Raw genomic sequence first — 15,013 nt, forward strand, 5'->3', positions numbered from 1 at the left:
GCTTGTGACCGGTTCTGAGCCGCGCATCCTCAGCATCCACTTCAAGGACAATCGCATTGACGCTATCGACGGCGGAATCGTTGACGAAGGCAGCAAATGGATTCTGTTGGCTGCTGTCCGTGGTGGCGCCCGCCGCAACGGACACGTCTTGATCCGCCGCAAGCATGTTCGCAAGATGGTGCCAGTAGGAAAGTTCACGAACCTCGCCGCAACCGTGGTGGGCAGCTGGCCGCCCGCCCCGCTCGTCGACGCTGACGGGAACTCCGTGGACCTCGACCTTGATCACGGCCATCTGGATCTCGCAGAGCTTTCCCGCACCGCACCCGTGCTGGGATTCCACTACGAACGCCGTAAGGGCGAAGGCTTAGTGGACGGCGTTCCGGTTGATTTTGAGAACGACGACGACGCAGCCTTGTGTTTCCGAATCGTCACCGATGATGGTCGCGTACATTCATCCGTCACCGAGTTGAAACGGTCGGCCTTGATCGCGCTGGAGATCGGCTCATCCCGTCTTGTGAAGCTTGCCGCAAAAATGAACGAGGCCAACAGCGAACCTGCTGCGAGCACGGTTGAAATCATCAGCGCCAGCAAAGCTGTGCCTGTGAAGTCCACACCGTTCTTGATTCGTCTCGCGAATTTCAAGGATGTCCCCGGAATTCAGGCCCTGCACCAACGCGGAGGGTTCGCGCCACCATCGCCGCGGTTCCTCGAACGAGTCATGGTTGATGAAAACTCCATGGTGATCGTCGCAGTGGACCTAGAAGACCACGTGGTGGCGTGGGCAAAAACCAACTACATCCCAGCATCCGTCGCTGAACCAGCCGGCTACTACCTCACCGGTGTGCGCGTCGATGACCAACACCGACGGATCGGGCTCGCTCGAGAAATGGCAGCTGCCCGCTTAGCCTGGCTGCGTCGTCGTACTGATACCGTCTATGCGAGCGTTCCGGCGCCCAACCAACCCGCGAGGCGCTATCTCAGCGCTGTGGGATTCACCGAAATCCCCCGCGCCACCCCGCGCACCAGTCCAACTGATTCCGTCTTGCTGGAACTCGACTTTACCGATGAGGCGGCACTCTAACTCGTGGCAATGAAATCTCCCCTCCCCGTGCGCAACGGGGTCAATGCCACTCGCCTGCGCTTGCCGCGCGCGGGTGAAGGCCCGTGGCTGACGGTCATGGACTATGTGCTGTTCCGGTTTGGGCACGTAGATCCAGATGGCATTGTGCAGCGCTTTGAAGTCGGCGAAGTGGTGGCGCTCGACGGCAGCGCGTTCACTCCGCACACGCCGCTGGGCCTGCACGAGTTCCTTTGGTACTACCGCGACTTGCCCACCGAGCCGCATTTGCCGGTGGAAGAGCACATCATTTTTGAGGACGAACACCTCGTCGCCGTGGACAAGCCGCACTTCTTGCCGACGACGCCGGGCGGACGCTACGTGCAGGAGTCTGCGCTGGTCAGGTTGAGGAATCGGCTGGGAATTCCGGATCTTATTCCGATGCACCGCTTGGACAGGGCGACCGCTGGCGTGGTGCTGTTTTCCAAGAATCCGGAGTCGCGGGGCGCGTATCAAGTGCTCTTTGAAAAGCGGAAGATCACCAAGCGATATCAAGCGGTCAGTGTGGTGGAGGCGGAACGGATCGATTGGTTGCAGGGTTGCTTCCCGCTGGTCTACAAGAACCGGATGAGTAAGGAAAAGGGCTACTTGCTCTCGCGCATGAGCGAAGGTCCGGCGAATGCTCGCACGCGGATTTCCATTCGCGAGGTGGGACCCAGCCAGGGCGAGCGCTACGGAACCGCGATCTTGTGGGATCTGGACCCGCACACGGGCAAGACGCATCAACTGCGCGTGCATTTGGCCGCATTGGGGTGCGGGATTCTGCATGACCCGTTCTATCCCGTGTTGCTGGACGAAGCACCGGATGATTTCACGCGGCCGCTCCAGTTGTTGGCGTCCAGCATCTCGTTTGCTGATCCGTTCACTGGTGAGACGCGGCGTTTTGACTCAAAGCTCCGGCTCTCAGCAGCCCCGCTCGAAACGGGGCGCTAACAATGGACGCACCAACCAACGAATACGGCGCTTGGTACTACCCGCTCATGCTGTTTTTGGTGGCGATCGACGCTTCGATCCCACCGACTCCGAGCGAGCTCTTTGTTCTCGGCGCGGGTCCGCTGGTGGCGTCCGGTTCGTTGCTGTTGGTGCCCGCCTATCTGGCCGCATTTTTGGGGTGTTGGCTAGGCGATATAGCGCTGTTTTATGCCTTCAGACTACGACTCACGCACTTTTTGGATCGCTTCACGTGGGGGCGCTGGGTTCACCGAAATGCCTTGCGGCTCACGCGAAAGCTGGGCGCCGACGCAACCCATGCGGGCTTGATCGGCGTGCGGTTCCTCTCGGGTGGCCGAACGGCAGCCGTGGTAGCTTCAGCATTGGGTGGCGTCACCGTTAGACCCTTCATCTTCTACACAGGTGTTGGGTCAGCAATTTGGGCCGCGTACATGATGACTATTGGATACTTTGTAGGGAACACTACCGGCCTCCCCGCTTGGGCCTCCGCCGGGATTGGCATGGTTGTGGGTACTCTAATAGGTGTAGTTTTTGCGATGCTGCTTGCATTTTTTCGTAAGCTGAGGGGAGTTGGACCGCGATGACTAAACAAAGAGAAGACGACGACGCAGTCTCACCTGCCCTTGCACGCTTGCGTGAGGCGGTGCCTACAGAAACGCCTCAAAACGACGAAAAAGTCGGGCAGTCCGAAAGGGTCGAGAAGGCCACCGTCCGTGATGACGTGAAGTCGAGCGGCACCAAGTCAAGCGACGCCGAGTCGAACAAAGATTCAGACAACCAAGAATCCAAGCGGATCGCAGATCTATCTGGCGACGGATTGTCTTCGTGGCTCGACAACATCGAAGTTCCTACTCCCGTTGAGATTAGCTCTCGCGTGGGACGCTGGCGCGCGCGCCGAGCCGCCGAGAAGGCTCTGGAACGCAAAAACATCGAGGCCGTCCGCGCCAAAGCTGCCGCGCGCGAAGAAGCTGCAGCGGCTGCTCGTGCCCGCGCCGAAGAAGAGCGTTTGGCGCGCTTGGCGACGCTGACGGGACCCATCGAAAAGGTTCCAGCTCCTGCCTCTGATGCGCCGAAGTCCACGGCTCCCGCATCGAAACCTACATCTGCGTCGGCAACCGCACCGGCAGCCGCACCTGCACCCGCGCCTGCGCCTGCGCCAGCGCTCGCACCAGTCCAGCGCACCGCGCCACCTCGCACTTCAACCCCAAACCGCATTGCCAACGATGCACAGCACTTGGACCGTTCCGGCGCTCGTCGTCGTACGGAGCCAGTAGATAAGCGACGCCAAGAGGACGACCTCGCGCATTTGGTCGAGGAAGCTCGCGAAGCTGTGCTTCAGCGCAACCAGACGATCCCCGGCGTCAAGAAGTCCGAGGACCAAGTATCTGCCGAGGCCAACGCCGCGAAGGCTGCTGAGAAACCCAAGCCGCGTCGTCGTAATCCCCTGATGGACCAGCGAATTGCGGAGCAGCTCGCTCAAGAGGAGCAGGCGCAAGCTCAACGCCCTGTCAGCCGCGCCGTGCTGCAGCCAACCGCGCGCCCGCACCAGCCGGTGTGGGAAATCGAGACGGTGCCGGCAACGGTTTATGTGGCCCCGTACAACTTGCCGTCCAAGGCGCCGAACCCTAAGCCGGAACTCAAGGACTTTATTCGCCGCCTAGTGGTCACCCTCGTGATCCTTGCGAGCGCAGCTGTTGCGTTCATCCGCTTGGGTATTTTCGGCGGACCAGGCGTGCATGATCGCGAATTTTCGCCGTATGACCCGAACGTGAGCCTGCTGTCCATGGGTACGGTCGCGTACTTGCTGTGGGGGCTCATTTACCTGTGGCTGGTGGTGTACGCCGGCTACCAGTGGACGCGCGACGAAGCGTCCTCGCTACGCCAGCGCCGACTAGGATACCCCGTGGCGGCCGCGGCCATGCTTGGCGCGCTGTGGCTCGTTTTCGCAGGTCAAGGCTCTGACGGCTACGGAATGCTCGCGAGCCTCGCGATGGTCGGCGTATTGGTCTACTGCTTGAACGTTTTGAACCAGCACACGGCCCGTACCCGGGACGAACGCGTGGCGGTGGACGGTCCCGTGGGATTGTTCCTGGGCTTTGGCCTGACCGTTGCTGCGATGAACGTGGCTATCTTCTTGACGACTCACAACATCAAGTTCTTGCTGCCCGGCGAGTGGTGGGCAGCGCTAGTCGTGGTGGGGATGACGTGGCTCGCAGCGACGCTGACGATGACCGAACGTGGGCGAATTGTCATGGCTCTGGGCTACGGATTCGGCCTGTTCTGGATCATGACCAGCCGATTGTTCGGATCTAATTCTTCTGCGCTCGTAGCCATCTTGGCTGGTATGTGTGGCTTCATTGTGGTGCTGGCGACGGAGAACCGTCGGTACCAGATCTCGCATGCTGAGCGCCGCGCGCTCCGCGGCAAGCCCACCGAATTCTAGGACCGGAGCGCAGTGACGCGACCCTTCTTGGTGATTTCGACCCGAGAATCAGATGCAGCGACTCAAGACGAGCTGCGTAGCACCCTCCATCTTTCTGGGCTGACCGCGGATCAAGTAGTTCATTGGCGCCTTGAGCGCGATCCCCTGCCGCCACTGTCCGAATTGCAGCCGGAGAATTTTTCCGGCTTCATCATTGGTGGCAGCCCGTTCAATGCATCTGACACGGAGAAGTCCGCAGTACAGCTGCGCGTTGAAGCGGATCTGGCCCGTCTGTTGGACTGGATCGTGGAACACGACGCCCCTTTCTTAGGCGAGTGCTACGGAGTGGGAACGCTCGGCGTACATCAGGGCGCCACGATCGATCGTTCGTACCCTGAACCGGTCGGCAGCACCTGGGTCACGCTCACCGAGGCTGGCTTGGCGGATCCAATTTTGGCTGGCGTCCCGCAAGAGTTCGGTGCTTTCGTGGGGCACAAGGAATCCGTGAGCGCGCTGCCGGACCACGCCGTTCTGCTGGCCACCTCAGGTCCGGCGCCAGTGCAGATGTTCAAGATTCAGAACCATCAGTACGCCACCCAGTTCCATCCCGAACTGGATCAAGAGGGCCTCATCACGCGCATCGGAATCTACGCGCATGCGGGGTATTTTCCGCCCGAAGATGCCGAGCAGCTCGTTGAGCGCACGCGCCAACAAGACCATCCGTGGCCGCGCGTGATCCTCCAGAATTTCGTGCGCCTCTACGGATCTGGGGAATAGCACTCACTCGAAGTCAGTTGGCCCCACTGTGAGCAAACTATTTTCCCCTGTGACTATCCGTACCCTCGAAGGCGACGGCCTGACTCTGCGCAACCGCAGCGTGCTGGCTCCAATGTGCACTTACTCCGTCACCGCGAAGGACGGCGTTCCTTCCGATTGGCACCTCGTGCATCTTGGCGCACGCGCCAACGGCGGCTTTGGCCTGATCATCGCCGAAGCAACCGGCGTGAGCCCAGAAGCTCGCATCTCGGACCAGGACTTGGGTCTGTGGAACGACGAGCAGCGCGATGCCTTCAAGCGCATCACCAACTACTTACACTCCTACGGAGCGGCAGCCGGCATTCAGTTGGCCCACGCGGGCGGCAAAGCTTCGACCTACCCGCACCTCCTCGAATACGTGGACTCGGACCGCAAGGGTTCCATCCCCGAAGAGCAGGGCGGCTGGGAAACCGTTGGCCCGTCCGAGACGGACATCCACCGCCTGCGCAGCCCTCGCGAAATGACCGCTGAGGACATCCAGAAGGTCATCAAGGACTTCACCGATGCTGCCCGCCGCGCTGACGAGGCCGGATTCGACTTCATCCAGATCCACGCCGCGCACGGCTACCTCATCCACCAGTTCCTCTCCCCGCTGACCAACAAGCGTGAGGACGAATGGGGCGGCTCCTTCGAGAACCGCACCCGTTTGGCACTTGAGGTCGTCAAGGCTGTCCGCGAAGTCTGGCCACAGAACAAGGCTCTGGGTATCCGCTTCTCCGGCACGGACTGGGTGGAGGAAGGCTGGACGATCGAAGAGACCATTCAGCTCTCGCATCTCGTGGCCGATCTGGGCGTGACGGCGATTGACCTTTCGAGCGCTGGCATCGGCCAGTACTTCGGCCCGATGGGTCCGGGCTACCAGACCCAGCTCGCCGCTCAGGTGAAGAAGTCCTTCGAAGGCCAGGACATGTTTGTCACCGCGGTGGGATTCATTACGACGGCGGAGCAGGCCGAAACGCTCTTGATGACGGATCAGGCTGATGGCATCAGCATCGCCCGAGCCGCCCTCAACGATCCACACTGGGCAGCCAACGCCGCCAAGACGCTGGGTGTCACGGCAAAAGAAGATCCGCGCGCAGCACAATACTGGCGCGGATCTTGGTAAAGCGTTTCTAGCTAGTTAGCCCTTAAGGCGCCGGGAGTTCTTCCGGCGCCTTTTTGCCGGGCATGAAGAAGCACAGCACCACCATGAGCACGGATACGATGGCCGCAGCCGTGTAGCCGTGCTGCAATCCGGAGACCTCAGCCGTGATGGGATCAGCACCCTGAGCAACCGCTGCGGCCGTTCCGGACACCATCAATCCAATGAGCAGAGCCGTTCCGGCTGCGCCACCCAATTGCTGCAAAGCACTCAACAAGGCGGAGCCGTGCGAATGCAAAGAGTGCGGCAATGGGTTCAATGCCGTGGTGAACAGTGGCGTGAAGAGCAGCGCGAAGGACATGTTCATGGTGAACATGAGCGCCAGAATCAGCCAGATCGGTGTGGACGCATCGAAGCGCGTGAACTGCCACAGCACCAAGGACAAGAGGATCGAGCCCGGGACCACCAAGGAGCGGGCACCGATCTTGTCATACCAGCGGCCCACAAACGGTGCCAGCACGCCCATGAGAATGCCACCCGGAAGCAACATCAGACCGGTCTGCAAAGTGGACAGCCCGCGCACTTGCTGCAGGTAGAGCGGCGCCAAGATGATGACGCCGAACAGAGCCACCATCGCCAACACCATGGTGATGAGCGACAGCGTGTACTCGCGGTAGGTGAACGGACGCATGTCCAACAAGGCCTTGTTGCTGCGCTGCAATCGCAACTGCAGCAGCACGAACGCGGTCAAGCAGACTACGGAAATCGCGATCGCAACCCACGCAATGGTGGATTGTGAGGCACCCGCGGTAGCTGCGGCGTCGTGCCCTCCGCCAAGATTGCTCAGGCCGTAAACTAAGCCGCCAAAGCCGGGGACGGACAGCAGGATGGACGGAATCGAGAGGTGCGAGACTTCGCCGCCGCCGTTGTTCGGGACGCGGGAGAAGCCGATGATGAGGGCGATCAGCGCGATCGGCAGCACCACCACGAACATGAATCGCCAGGACAACCACTGCAAGATCAGGCCGGACAGCGTAGGACCGATGGCCGGTGCCACCGAGATCACGATGGACACGTTGCCCATGATCTGACCACGGCGGGACACTGGCACCAAGTCCAAGATCGTGGTCATGAGCAGCGGCATCATGACGGCCGTGCCGGACGCCTGAATCACGCGGGACGCCAAGAGCATCTCAAAGAACTGGGATGACGCGGCCAGCGCAGTGCCCAAAATGAAGAGGGACATCGCGGCCGTGTAGACCTGGCGGATCGAGAAGCGGCGAAGTAAGTAGCCGGTGGTCGGGATGATCACGGCCAGGGTCAGCATAAACGACGTGGACAGCCACTGAGCGCGGTCAGCGCTGACGGAGAATTGCTCCATCAGAGTTGGCAGCGCGACGTTCATGATGGTCTCGTTCAAGATCATCACGAAGGCGCTCACAATGAGCACGGAAATAGTCATCACCGAAGACGGCGAAAGTCGCTCAATATCGGGAGCAGAGTTGCGCGAGTTTTTCATGCAGGTCTTTCGTTGAAGTGGTGGCTCACGAAGGCGCATTTGGCCGGGGTTCAGCCAAATGGCGCATGTTGAGTAGGAAAGTTTGTTCGCGTTGAGGCGTAATCGACCCCATGTGGGAAGAAATACGCTAACAATAGAGATATGAACGTTCGAACTCCGGATCCTAATCCCGGCTGGCTATCCAACGAGGACTTGTACGAAGCACGACGTCGCCTCCCAATGGTTTACGTGGAGGCGATCCCGGTGCGGTTAGACCCGCTGGGATACGTCAGTGAAGTCGGTCTATTGTATACGGCCGACGAAACCGGGAACTTCCGTCGCACGTTCGTTTCCGGGCGCGTGATGTACCGCGAAACCATCCGTGCAGCGCTTGTGCGGCACATGGAAAAGGACCTCGGTCCGTTCGCGATGCCACAGCTGCCTGCCTCCCCTGTTCCGTTCACGGTGGCGGAATACTTCCCGTCTCCGTCAGAAACCGGACTCACGGATGATCGCCAACACGCCGTAGCGCTCGCCTATGTGATTCCGGTGCGCGGCGAATGCTCGCCACGTCAGGATGCGTTGGAACTCACGTGGCTGACCCCTCAAGAAGCCCTGAGCGCCGAGGTTCAAGGCGACCTCAGCGGCGGCCGCGGAAACCTCATCAAACAGGCTCTCGCGCACATGGGTTGGTGTGAATAGTCACCCCTAGCAGGTTGATGCGCCGAAGCTTGCCGTAATCTACGGCAAAATGATGGGGTGTCAAGAACTCGTAACGCCCTGAAACGTCTGAACCCTGAACCCGAAGCTTTCCCACCTCCCGTGGATTACCCCGAGAGCCATGAGAAGCAATCCGAGTTCGGGTTCACGCTCGGCACTCGGCTCAGGGGTGCCAATGGCGAGCGCTTCGAAGGCCGTACGGGTGTCATCAAGACGCCTCACGGCGAGATCAAGACACCCGCATTCATTGCGGTGGGCACCAAGGCATCCGTCAAGGCGCTCACGCCGGATCAGGTCCGTGAGCTCGGCGCGCAGGCTGTGCTGTCCAACGCGTACCACTTGTACTTGGCGCCCGGCGCTGACGTGCTGGATGAGGCCGGCGGCCTCTCCGCGTTCATGAACTGGAACGGCCCGACCTTCACGGACTCCGGCGGATTCCAGGTCATGAGCTTGGGCTCGGGCTTCAAGAAGATCATCGACATGACCGGCGACGGCCCGGGTGGCGATGACGCGGTGGCGCCCGGCAAGGAGCGCCTCGCCAACGTGGACAACGACGGCGTCTGGTTCAAGTCCCATTTGGACGGCAAGATGCACCGCTTCACGCCAGAAGTGTCCATGCAAGTGCAGCACCAGATCGGCGCGGACATCATGTTCGCGTTCGACGAGCTCACCACGCTCCACAACTCCCGCGGCTACCAAGAAGAAGCCCTCGAGCGCACGCGCTTGTGGGCCCGCCGCTGCGTCAAGGAGCACTTCCGCCTCACGGACGAGCGCGAAGGCAAGGACTACCAAGCACTCTTCGGCGTCATTCAGGGCGCCCAGTACGAGGACCTGCGCCGCAAGGCCTGCCAGGACTTGGGCGACATGCCTTTCGACGGCTTCGGCATCGGTGGCGCGCTCGAGAAGGAAAACCTCGGCACGATTGTCCGCTGGTGCGCTGAAGAGCTCCCCGAGGACAAGCCCCGCCACTTGCTGGGCATCTCAGAGCCGGATGACGTCTTCACCGCGATCGAAAACGGCGCCGACACCTTCGACTGCGTTTCCCCCACCCGCGTGGCCCGCAACTCGGCGTTCTACAGCCCCCACGGCCGCTTCAACCTCACGGGTGCCCGCTACAAGCGCGACTTCACGCCGCTCGTTGAGGGCTGCGGCTGCTACACGTGCCAGAACTTCACGCGCGCCTACATCCACCACCTGCACAAGGCGAATGAGCTCTTGAGCCACACGCTCATCTCCATCCACAATGAGTACTTCACCGTGGGCCTCGTGGACTCCGCTCGCGAAGCCATCGAGAACGGCACGTTCTTCGAGTTGAAGGAGCGCGTCCTCTCCGCGTACTACGCGGGCGGCCCGGATCCGCAGGGACTTTCGTAGGGTTTACATGGCACTTTTCCAGTACGACGACGCCGCTCAGGTGTCGCCGTACTTGTTTCTGTCACGTTAGTAGTTGCTTGTTTATCTATCGACCCGACGCGAACGGCATTGCTCCCACTAATGATCGGCCGTCTATGGGCCCTCGATATGGGACAGAAGAGAAGACAAAGGGTTCAACTGAATCGACATTTCTCTTGAACGTCACGGAGGAACATGTTTCACTAGTTGCAATTGCAACTCGAAAGGCTTCGATGTCCATCTCCGCTGAAATCAGCACGCCACGACTTGATCTTGATCCATTTAGCGATGAATCCCTACTCGATCCGTATCCGATCGAAGACGAGGTGCGGGAAGCAGGGGAAGTCGTCTGGCTGGAAAAGTACGGGGTCTGGGCTTCCGGTCGCCATCAACGAGTGACAGAAGTTTTCGGCGATCACGAGAAGTTCATTTCCTCTCATGGGACTGGATTCACAAATACCTTCCTGACTGAAAACTGGCGTAAGCCAAGCGCGATTCTCGAGGCAGATCCGCCGGAACACTCGCGTGTAAGAACTGTGATGGTTCAAGCCCTCTCCCAGAAAGTCGTCAAGGGTCTGAAGGAGAGCTTCCAGCGAATCGCAGATGAAGTCGTACTTACGGCACTGGAGCACTCAGAGCTTGATGCGATGCAGGATTTGGCAGTGGCTTTTCCGCTACGAGCGCTTCCAGATGCCATCGGGCTCGCACCCGAGGGACGCAAACATCTGCTTACATACGCCAACCTCAACTTCCAGGCCATGGGACCGCGCAATGGTCGATACGAAGAGGCCCTAGCAGGAGCAACCGACGCCGCCGAATACGTGGAGTGGCAAATGCGTAGAGAGAATCTAGGCACTGAGGGTATTGCCGCCGCTATTTTTGCTCGAGTGGACTCCGGCGAGATCACCGAGTCCGAAGGTTCCTTGTTAGTGAGAGCATTCTTGTCCGCCGGATTAGATACCACCATGCTTGGAATCGGTAACGCTCTCGTTGCACTGAGCGAAAACCCCGCTCAGTGGAAACTCTTCAAAGAGGACCCCGAGAAGTTGGCTCGCAAGGTGTTTGAGGAGACACTTCGTCTTTTCGCGCCGAGTCCATTTATTGGCCGCACGGTAGGTGTAGATATGGAATTTGCCGGCATCCAGCTCCAAAAAGAAGATAAGTTCATCAATTTCGTTAGTGCAGCAAACCGTGATCCTCGAAAGTGGGCGAATCCGGAGCACTTTGACATCGCGAGAGACACTCGAGGACATGTTGCTTTTGGCTATGGGATTCATGCTTGCGTAGGGCAGATGATGGCACGCATGGAAGCAGAGACTCTGCTTAGCGCCGTTGGCCGCCACGTAGCTCACCTAGAAGTGGCCGCCGCACCAACTCGAAAGTTGAATAACTGGCTCCGCGGCTACGAGCACATACCGATGGCCTTCAAGGCTGAGTAACTCCTGATTCTAGAAGGTACTCAGCCTTGTTCGCCTGAGTTCCCATCTCAGGTCGCGCTCAGCAGCAGTCCTGTCACTCGCGTGAGGCTTCCGCCAATGCAGTGAGCCAGAGATAAACTGCCCACGCTCCTGGATCCACTTCACCAACGGCCCTGTCGCCGACGTAGCTCGCACGACCTTTTCTCGCCCGCAACTCTCGGGTCGATTCAGCACCGCGTTGCGCCGCAAGACTCGCTTGACTCAATGCCTCACCGACGCTCGCCCCACTTGCGGAAACTTCCAGCAGCGTGTTTGCCGCCGGGCGTAGTGCATCAATCATTGTGCAGTCGCCGACAATCGCACCGCCGAGCTCTTCGATCGCGCGCACACCTGCATCAAATGCCACAGCCCACAGTTTTGCTTCTGGTCGCAGATCCTCTGCCGACGGGCTTTCCTCTGGATCGATTTGCAGCCCCGTTGAAGACAAATCACCTAGCTGATGTGCCGCCCGAAGCAACCCAATCGCATAGAGCGGCCCCGAGGTTCCCCCGACCGCCTTTCTCACCGCACTAGCTATGTCGGTCAATGCCTGCGAAGGATCTCGTGGCAGATCGTCGAGGAGGGCATCAACTGTATTCGACGCATGCGTAAGGCTTAGTCCCAAGTCACCGTCACCAACGATGCGATCCATCCGCGTCAGCTCCGACTCAGAATTCTTCAAGGTTCGTGTGACCGCACGTAACAGAGCTAATTCGTCTTCGCCCATATTCTCGCATTTGCCTGTTACTGACTCAGCCGGAGAAGTCGATAGTTTTGGAGACTCCTCAATCGAGATATCAGCAGGATCCTGCACATGCTCGTCCGGCAGTCTGCCTACCCACGGCGCAGGCCAAGCAAGCGTCGTCACCGGGGCATCTAAGAGATCGAGCAGTTCTTGTGCCGAAGCTTCGCCAGCAGCGCCAAGATGCAAACAAGTGACGGAGACACCGGGCATCTCAAGAGCTGTCATGAATGCTCCGCTCCAGAAGCGTTGGATCTTAACGTCGCGGTTCCGGATCTCATTCAGAACTTCTCGCGCCATCACCCCCATTTCAATGTTTGACGTGCCTCCCAGATTATTGAGCATCAGCACAACCTGGGGTTGTTCGGAAGTCGTCAGCGCGGAAGCCTCGGATAACACCCCTTCAAGCGTCCGCGACACTAGACGTTCAGCTGCTTTCTGAGCCGTCACATGTTTGGACCGTTCTACCCCGGATTCACCATGAATTCCGAGCCCCCATTCAACCTCATCCGCGGACAAATCAGAGGATGCTTCTTCCTCACCCGGAACGACGCATCCACCCAGTCCAACACTCATCGTGGAAAGTCCATCAATGACGCGTTCGGCAACCTTCATTACAGCTTCCAACGAGTCACCGCGATCGGCAGCTCCCCCAGCAATCTTGTGCACAAGAATGGTTCCGGCAAGCCCCCGACGTCCAGCATGCTGATGGTTCAGGCTCAAGGCGACGTCATCCCCAACCACCACCATGTCAACGATGAGGCCCTCCCCTCTTGCAATCTCAGCAGCAAGCCCAAAGTTGAGCCGATCGCCCGTGTAGTTCTTGACGATCAGCAAGACCCCAGCTTGAGTCGCGCAAAGTCGGATCGCGGCCAAAATTTGATCCACGGATGGCGAAGCGAAAACCGATCCGGAAACGGCCGCTGTGAGCATTCCCGGGCCGACAAATCCAGCATGCGCCGGCTCATGCCCGGCACCTCCACCAGAAATCAATGCGACTTTTCCTTCGTTCCGAAACGTGGCTAAGTCGGCGCGAAACACGACGCGTTGTCCGGGAAGTAGCTTCACTAGGCCACTGCTGCCAACGATCCCCTCAAGCGCGTGATCCACAACCTCGCGTGAGTCATTTATCAGTTTCTTCATGTGTAACCTTCACTAAATAGAAAGAGTGATTGGATGGTGAAATGACGTCGGAAGATTTGGTTCGCGAGCGCTTACCAGAAACCATTGATCGCGAGACTTTTATCCCTGCATATCTGGGGCTCGTCGCAAGTGCCCATACATGGGGCGGATCTCGCATCTATTCTGAGAAATTTGGAATAACCGCACCGGACTTTGCGATCATTTCAACGCTGTCGAACTATCCAGGTGTTCAGGCCTCTGAGATCACCGACATCGTGGGTCTCGACAAGTCTGTCGTGAGCCGACGTTTGCAACGCCTTGCGGCGAAAGAACTCGTCAAGGCGGACAACTCAGCAGGAAAACGGCTCCTCTTCTTGACGAGAAAAGGAGCCGAAATCCATAACAAAGTACTTCCCGTTGCTCTCGACAGATCTGAACGAATGCTGACTGGCTTCACAGAGCAAGAAAAGCACGACGTCCGTAACTACCTCAGGCGGATGTTTGAGAACATTCCGCGCATGAATTACATGGATTGAACCTACTGAATATCTCGAGCAACCAAACCGTTCAGGGAAGCATCTACGTCATTGATAATGCCTGCGTTCTTGCTTGCCTCGGCTGCTGCTTTCATAGCGTCTTCAGGGAATCCCCATCCGAAGTTGGTGAGCGTCATTTTCTTGGCAACTTCGGGATCTATCGAAGTGAAGTTGCCCAATTCAGCGCGGAATTCGTCCGCATGCTCCAGTGCATACTCTTGGGACTTCTTAAGTGCCTCGTTGAAATTCCGATAGGTCTGCTGATCCGCGGAGAGCTTTTGCTCGGAGGTCATATAAACCGCTGTGACGAACTCTGGGCTGACATCCACGAATGGGCTTGCGATGAGTCGGTTACCGTCTTCAAGCGCCAAAGTAAGGAACGGCTCTGACGTTGAAATAGCGTCGACATTCCCGCTTTTCATCGTTGCCGCCATATCAGTCAAAGGAAGCTCCAAGAATTTCACTTTGCTTGGGTCGCCACCCGCGTTGAGAACGGATGCGCGGTCTGCTGCTTCATGCAAACCCTTCACAGCATTCACGGCGAGTGAGTGGCCTTCAAGGTCTTTTGCAGTCTTGATAGGGCTGTCCTTCGGAACCACGATTCCACCGTGATCCTTACCTTGGACGCCAGTCGTTCTACCGCCTTCGGCGACGGCAACGATAGGCAGACCCTTCTCTCGAGCCTGTAGCGCATTCACGCTTCCGCTATAAACCACATCGAATTGATCCTGCATCATTGCAGGTATCGCCACCGAGCTGCCAGCCGTGAATTTGATGTCCAGCTTGAGGCCCTTCTCATTGAAGAAGCCTTGCTTTTCACCGATATACAAAGCCGCAACATCGACGACGGGTACGGCAGCTACGCGCAGAGTCTTGAGCGAGCTCTCCTGGGAATTCGATGAACTAGCGGACGAGGCGGACGTCGATGTACCGCCTGATCCGGAGGCAGCAGAGGGACTGCCTGCGCCACAACCAACGAGCGAGAGACTCGAAATTGCCAGCGCCGCAAGTGCGAGGTGGAGTCGTTTCATTATGCTCCTGCTTTCTCTTGCCGAGTCTGTGTCAAATACACAGAAGCTTCTCGTTGCAATTGCAACCAGTGTCGCAGGTCACCTTTCCGCTGACAAGGGTCAAGCATTTTCATACCGAAACACAGTCA

Annotated in this window: 13 protein-coding genes; 10 read left to right on the top strand and 3 right to left on the bottom strand. The window is 58.7% G+C overall.

Annotated features, from left to right (window positions below):
- Window positions 1–4: 4 nt before the first annotated feature.
- From BKA12_RS12635 to BKA12_RS08035, 6 genes are read left to right on the top strand one after another with little or no spacing between them, the layout of a single operon-like run.
- The gene (locus BKA12_RS12635) at window positions 5–1,081 is read left to right on the top strand and encodes a GNAT family N-acetyltransferase (RefSeq protein ID WP_183642308.1); all 1,077 of its coding nucleotides are present in this window, start codon (window positions 5–7) and stop codon (window positions 1,079–1,081) included.
- 9 nt (window positions 1,082–1,090) lie between these two features.
- Window positions 1,091–2,050 carry a pseudouridine synthase gene (locus BKA12_RS08015; RefSeq protein ID WP_183642311.1) on the top strand — a complete coding sequence of 320 codons (960 nt, stop codon included), beginning with the start codon at window positions 1,091–1,093 and terminating at the stop codon, window positions 2,048–2,050.
- Between the two features lie 2 nt (window positions 2,051–2,052).
- Window positions 2,053–2,652, top strand: coding sequence for a DedA family protein (locus tag BKA12_RS08020; RefSeq protein ID WP_183642314.1), 600 nt, complete (start codon window positions 2,053–2,055; stop codon window positions 2,650–2,652).
- Window positions 2,649–4,511, top strand: coding sequence for a hypothetical protein (locus tag BKA12_RS08025; protein ID WP_183642317.1), 1,863 nt, complete (start codon window positions 2,649–2,651; stop codon window positions 4,509–4,511). Before BKA12_RS08020 ends, BKA12_RS08025 begins: the two co-directional genes overlap by 4 nt.
- Before the next feature lie 12 nt (window positions 4,512–4,523).
- Entirely contained in the window at window positions 4,524–5,267 is a 744-nt protein-coding gene (locus tag BKA12_RS08030; RefSeq protein WP_338087471.1) for a glutamine amidotransferase, read from the top strand.
- A gap of 28 nt (window positions 5,268–5,295) precedes the next feature.
- Window positions 5,296–6,411 carry an oxidoreductase gene (locus BKA12_RS08035; RefSeq protein ID WP_183642320.1) on the top strand — a complete coding sequence of 372 codons (1,116 nt, stop codon included), beginning with the start codon at window positions 5,296–5,298 and terminating at the stop codon, window positions 6,409–6,411.
- Between the two features lie 22 nt (window positions 6,412–6,433).
- Here the strand turns inward: BKA12_RS08035 and BKA12_RS08040 are convergent, their stop codons facing one another.
- Window positions 6,434–7,906 carry an MDR family MFS transporter gene (locus tag BKA12_RS08040; RefSeq protein ID WP_183642323.1) on the bottom strand — a complete coding sequence of 491 codons (1,473 nt, stop codon included), beginning with the start codon at window positions 7,904–7,906 and terminating at the stop codon, window positions 6,434–6,436.
- Between the two features lie 141 nt (window positions 7,907–8,047).
- Between BKA12_RS08040 and BKA12_RS08045 the strand changes: the two genes are divergently transcribed.
- From BKA12_RS08045 to BKA12_RS08055, 3 genes are all read left to right on the top strand, one after another.
- Window positions 8,048–8,587, top strand: a complete 540-nt coding sequence (locus BKA12_RS08045; RefSeq protein WP_183642326.1) for an NUDIX hydrolase family protein — start codon at window positions 8,048–8,050, stop codon at window positions 8,585–8,587.
- Window positions 8,588–8,674: 87 nt separating this feature from the next.
- Window positions 8,675–9,979, top strand: coding sequence for a tRNA guanosine(34) transglycosylase Tgt (gene tgt / locus BKA12_RS08050; RefSeq protein ID WP_183644814.1), 1,305 nt, complete (start codon window positions 8,675–8,677; stop codon window positions 9,977–9,979).
- 251 nt (window positions 9,980–10,230) lie between these two features.
- The gene (locus tag BKA12_RS08055; protein WP_183642329.1) at window positions 10,231–11,436 is read left to right on the top strand and encodes a cytochrome P450; all 1,206 of its coding nucleotides are present in this window, start codon (window positions 10,231–10,233) and stop codon (window positions 11,434–11,436) included.
- 73 nt (window positions 11,437–11,509) lie between these two features.
- Here BKA12_RS08055 and BKA12_RS08060 read toward each other — a convergent pair whose 3' ends face one another.
- Window positions 11,510–13,339, bottom strand: a complete 1,830-nt coding sequence (locus BKA12_RS08060) for a dihydroxyacetone kinase family protein (protein ID WP_183642332.1) — start codon at window positions 13,337–13,339, stop codon at window positions 11,510–11,512.
- 29 nt (window positions 13,340–13,368) lie between these two features.
- Between BKA12_RS08060 and BKA12_RS08065 the strand changes: the two genes are divergently transcribed.
- Window positions 13,369–13,854, top strand: coding sequence for a MarR family winged helix-turn-helix transcriptional regulator (locus BKA12_RS08065; protein ID WP_183642335.1), 486 nt, complete (start codon window positions 13,369–13,371; stop codon window positions 13,852–13,854).
- Window positions 13,855–13,856: 2 nt separating this feature from the next.
- Here the strand turns inward: BKA12_RS08065 and BKA12_RS08070 are convergent, their stop codons facing one another.
- Window positions 13,857–14,885 carry an ABC transporter substrate-binding protein gene (locus BKA12_RS08070; protein WP_183642339.1) on the bottom strand — a complete coding sequence of 343 codons (1,029 nt, stop codon included), beginning with the start codon at window positions 14,883–14,885 and terminating at the stop codon, window positions 13,857–13,859.
- Window positions 14,886–15,013 lie beyond the last annotated feature (128 nt).

Source organism: Neomicrococcus lactis, from assembly GCF_014200305.1.
In the GTDB taxonomy this organism is placed as follows: Bacteria; Actinomycetota; Actinomycetes; order Actinomycetales; family Micrococcaceae; genus Neomicrococcus; species Neomicrococcus lactis.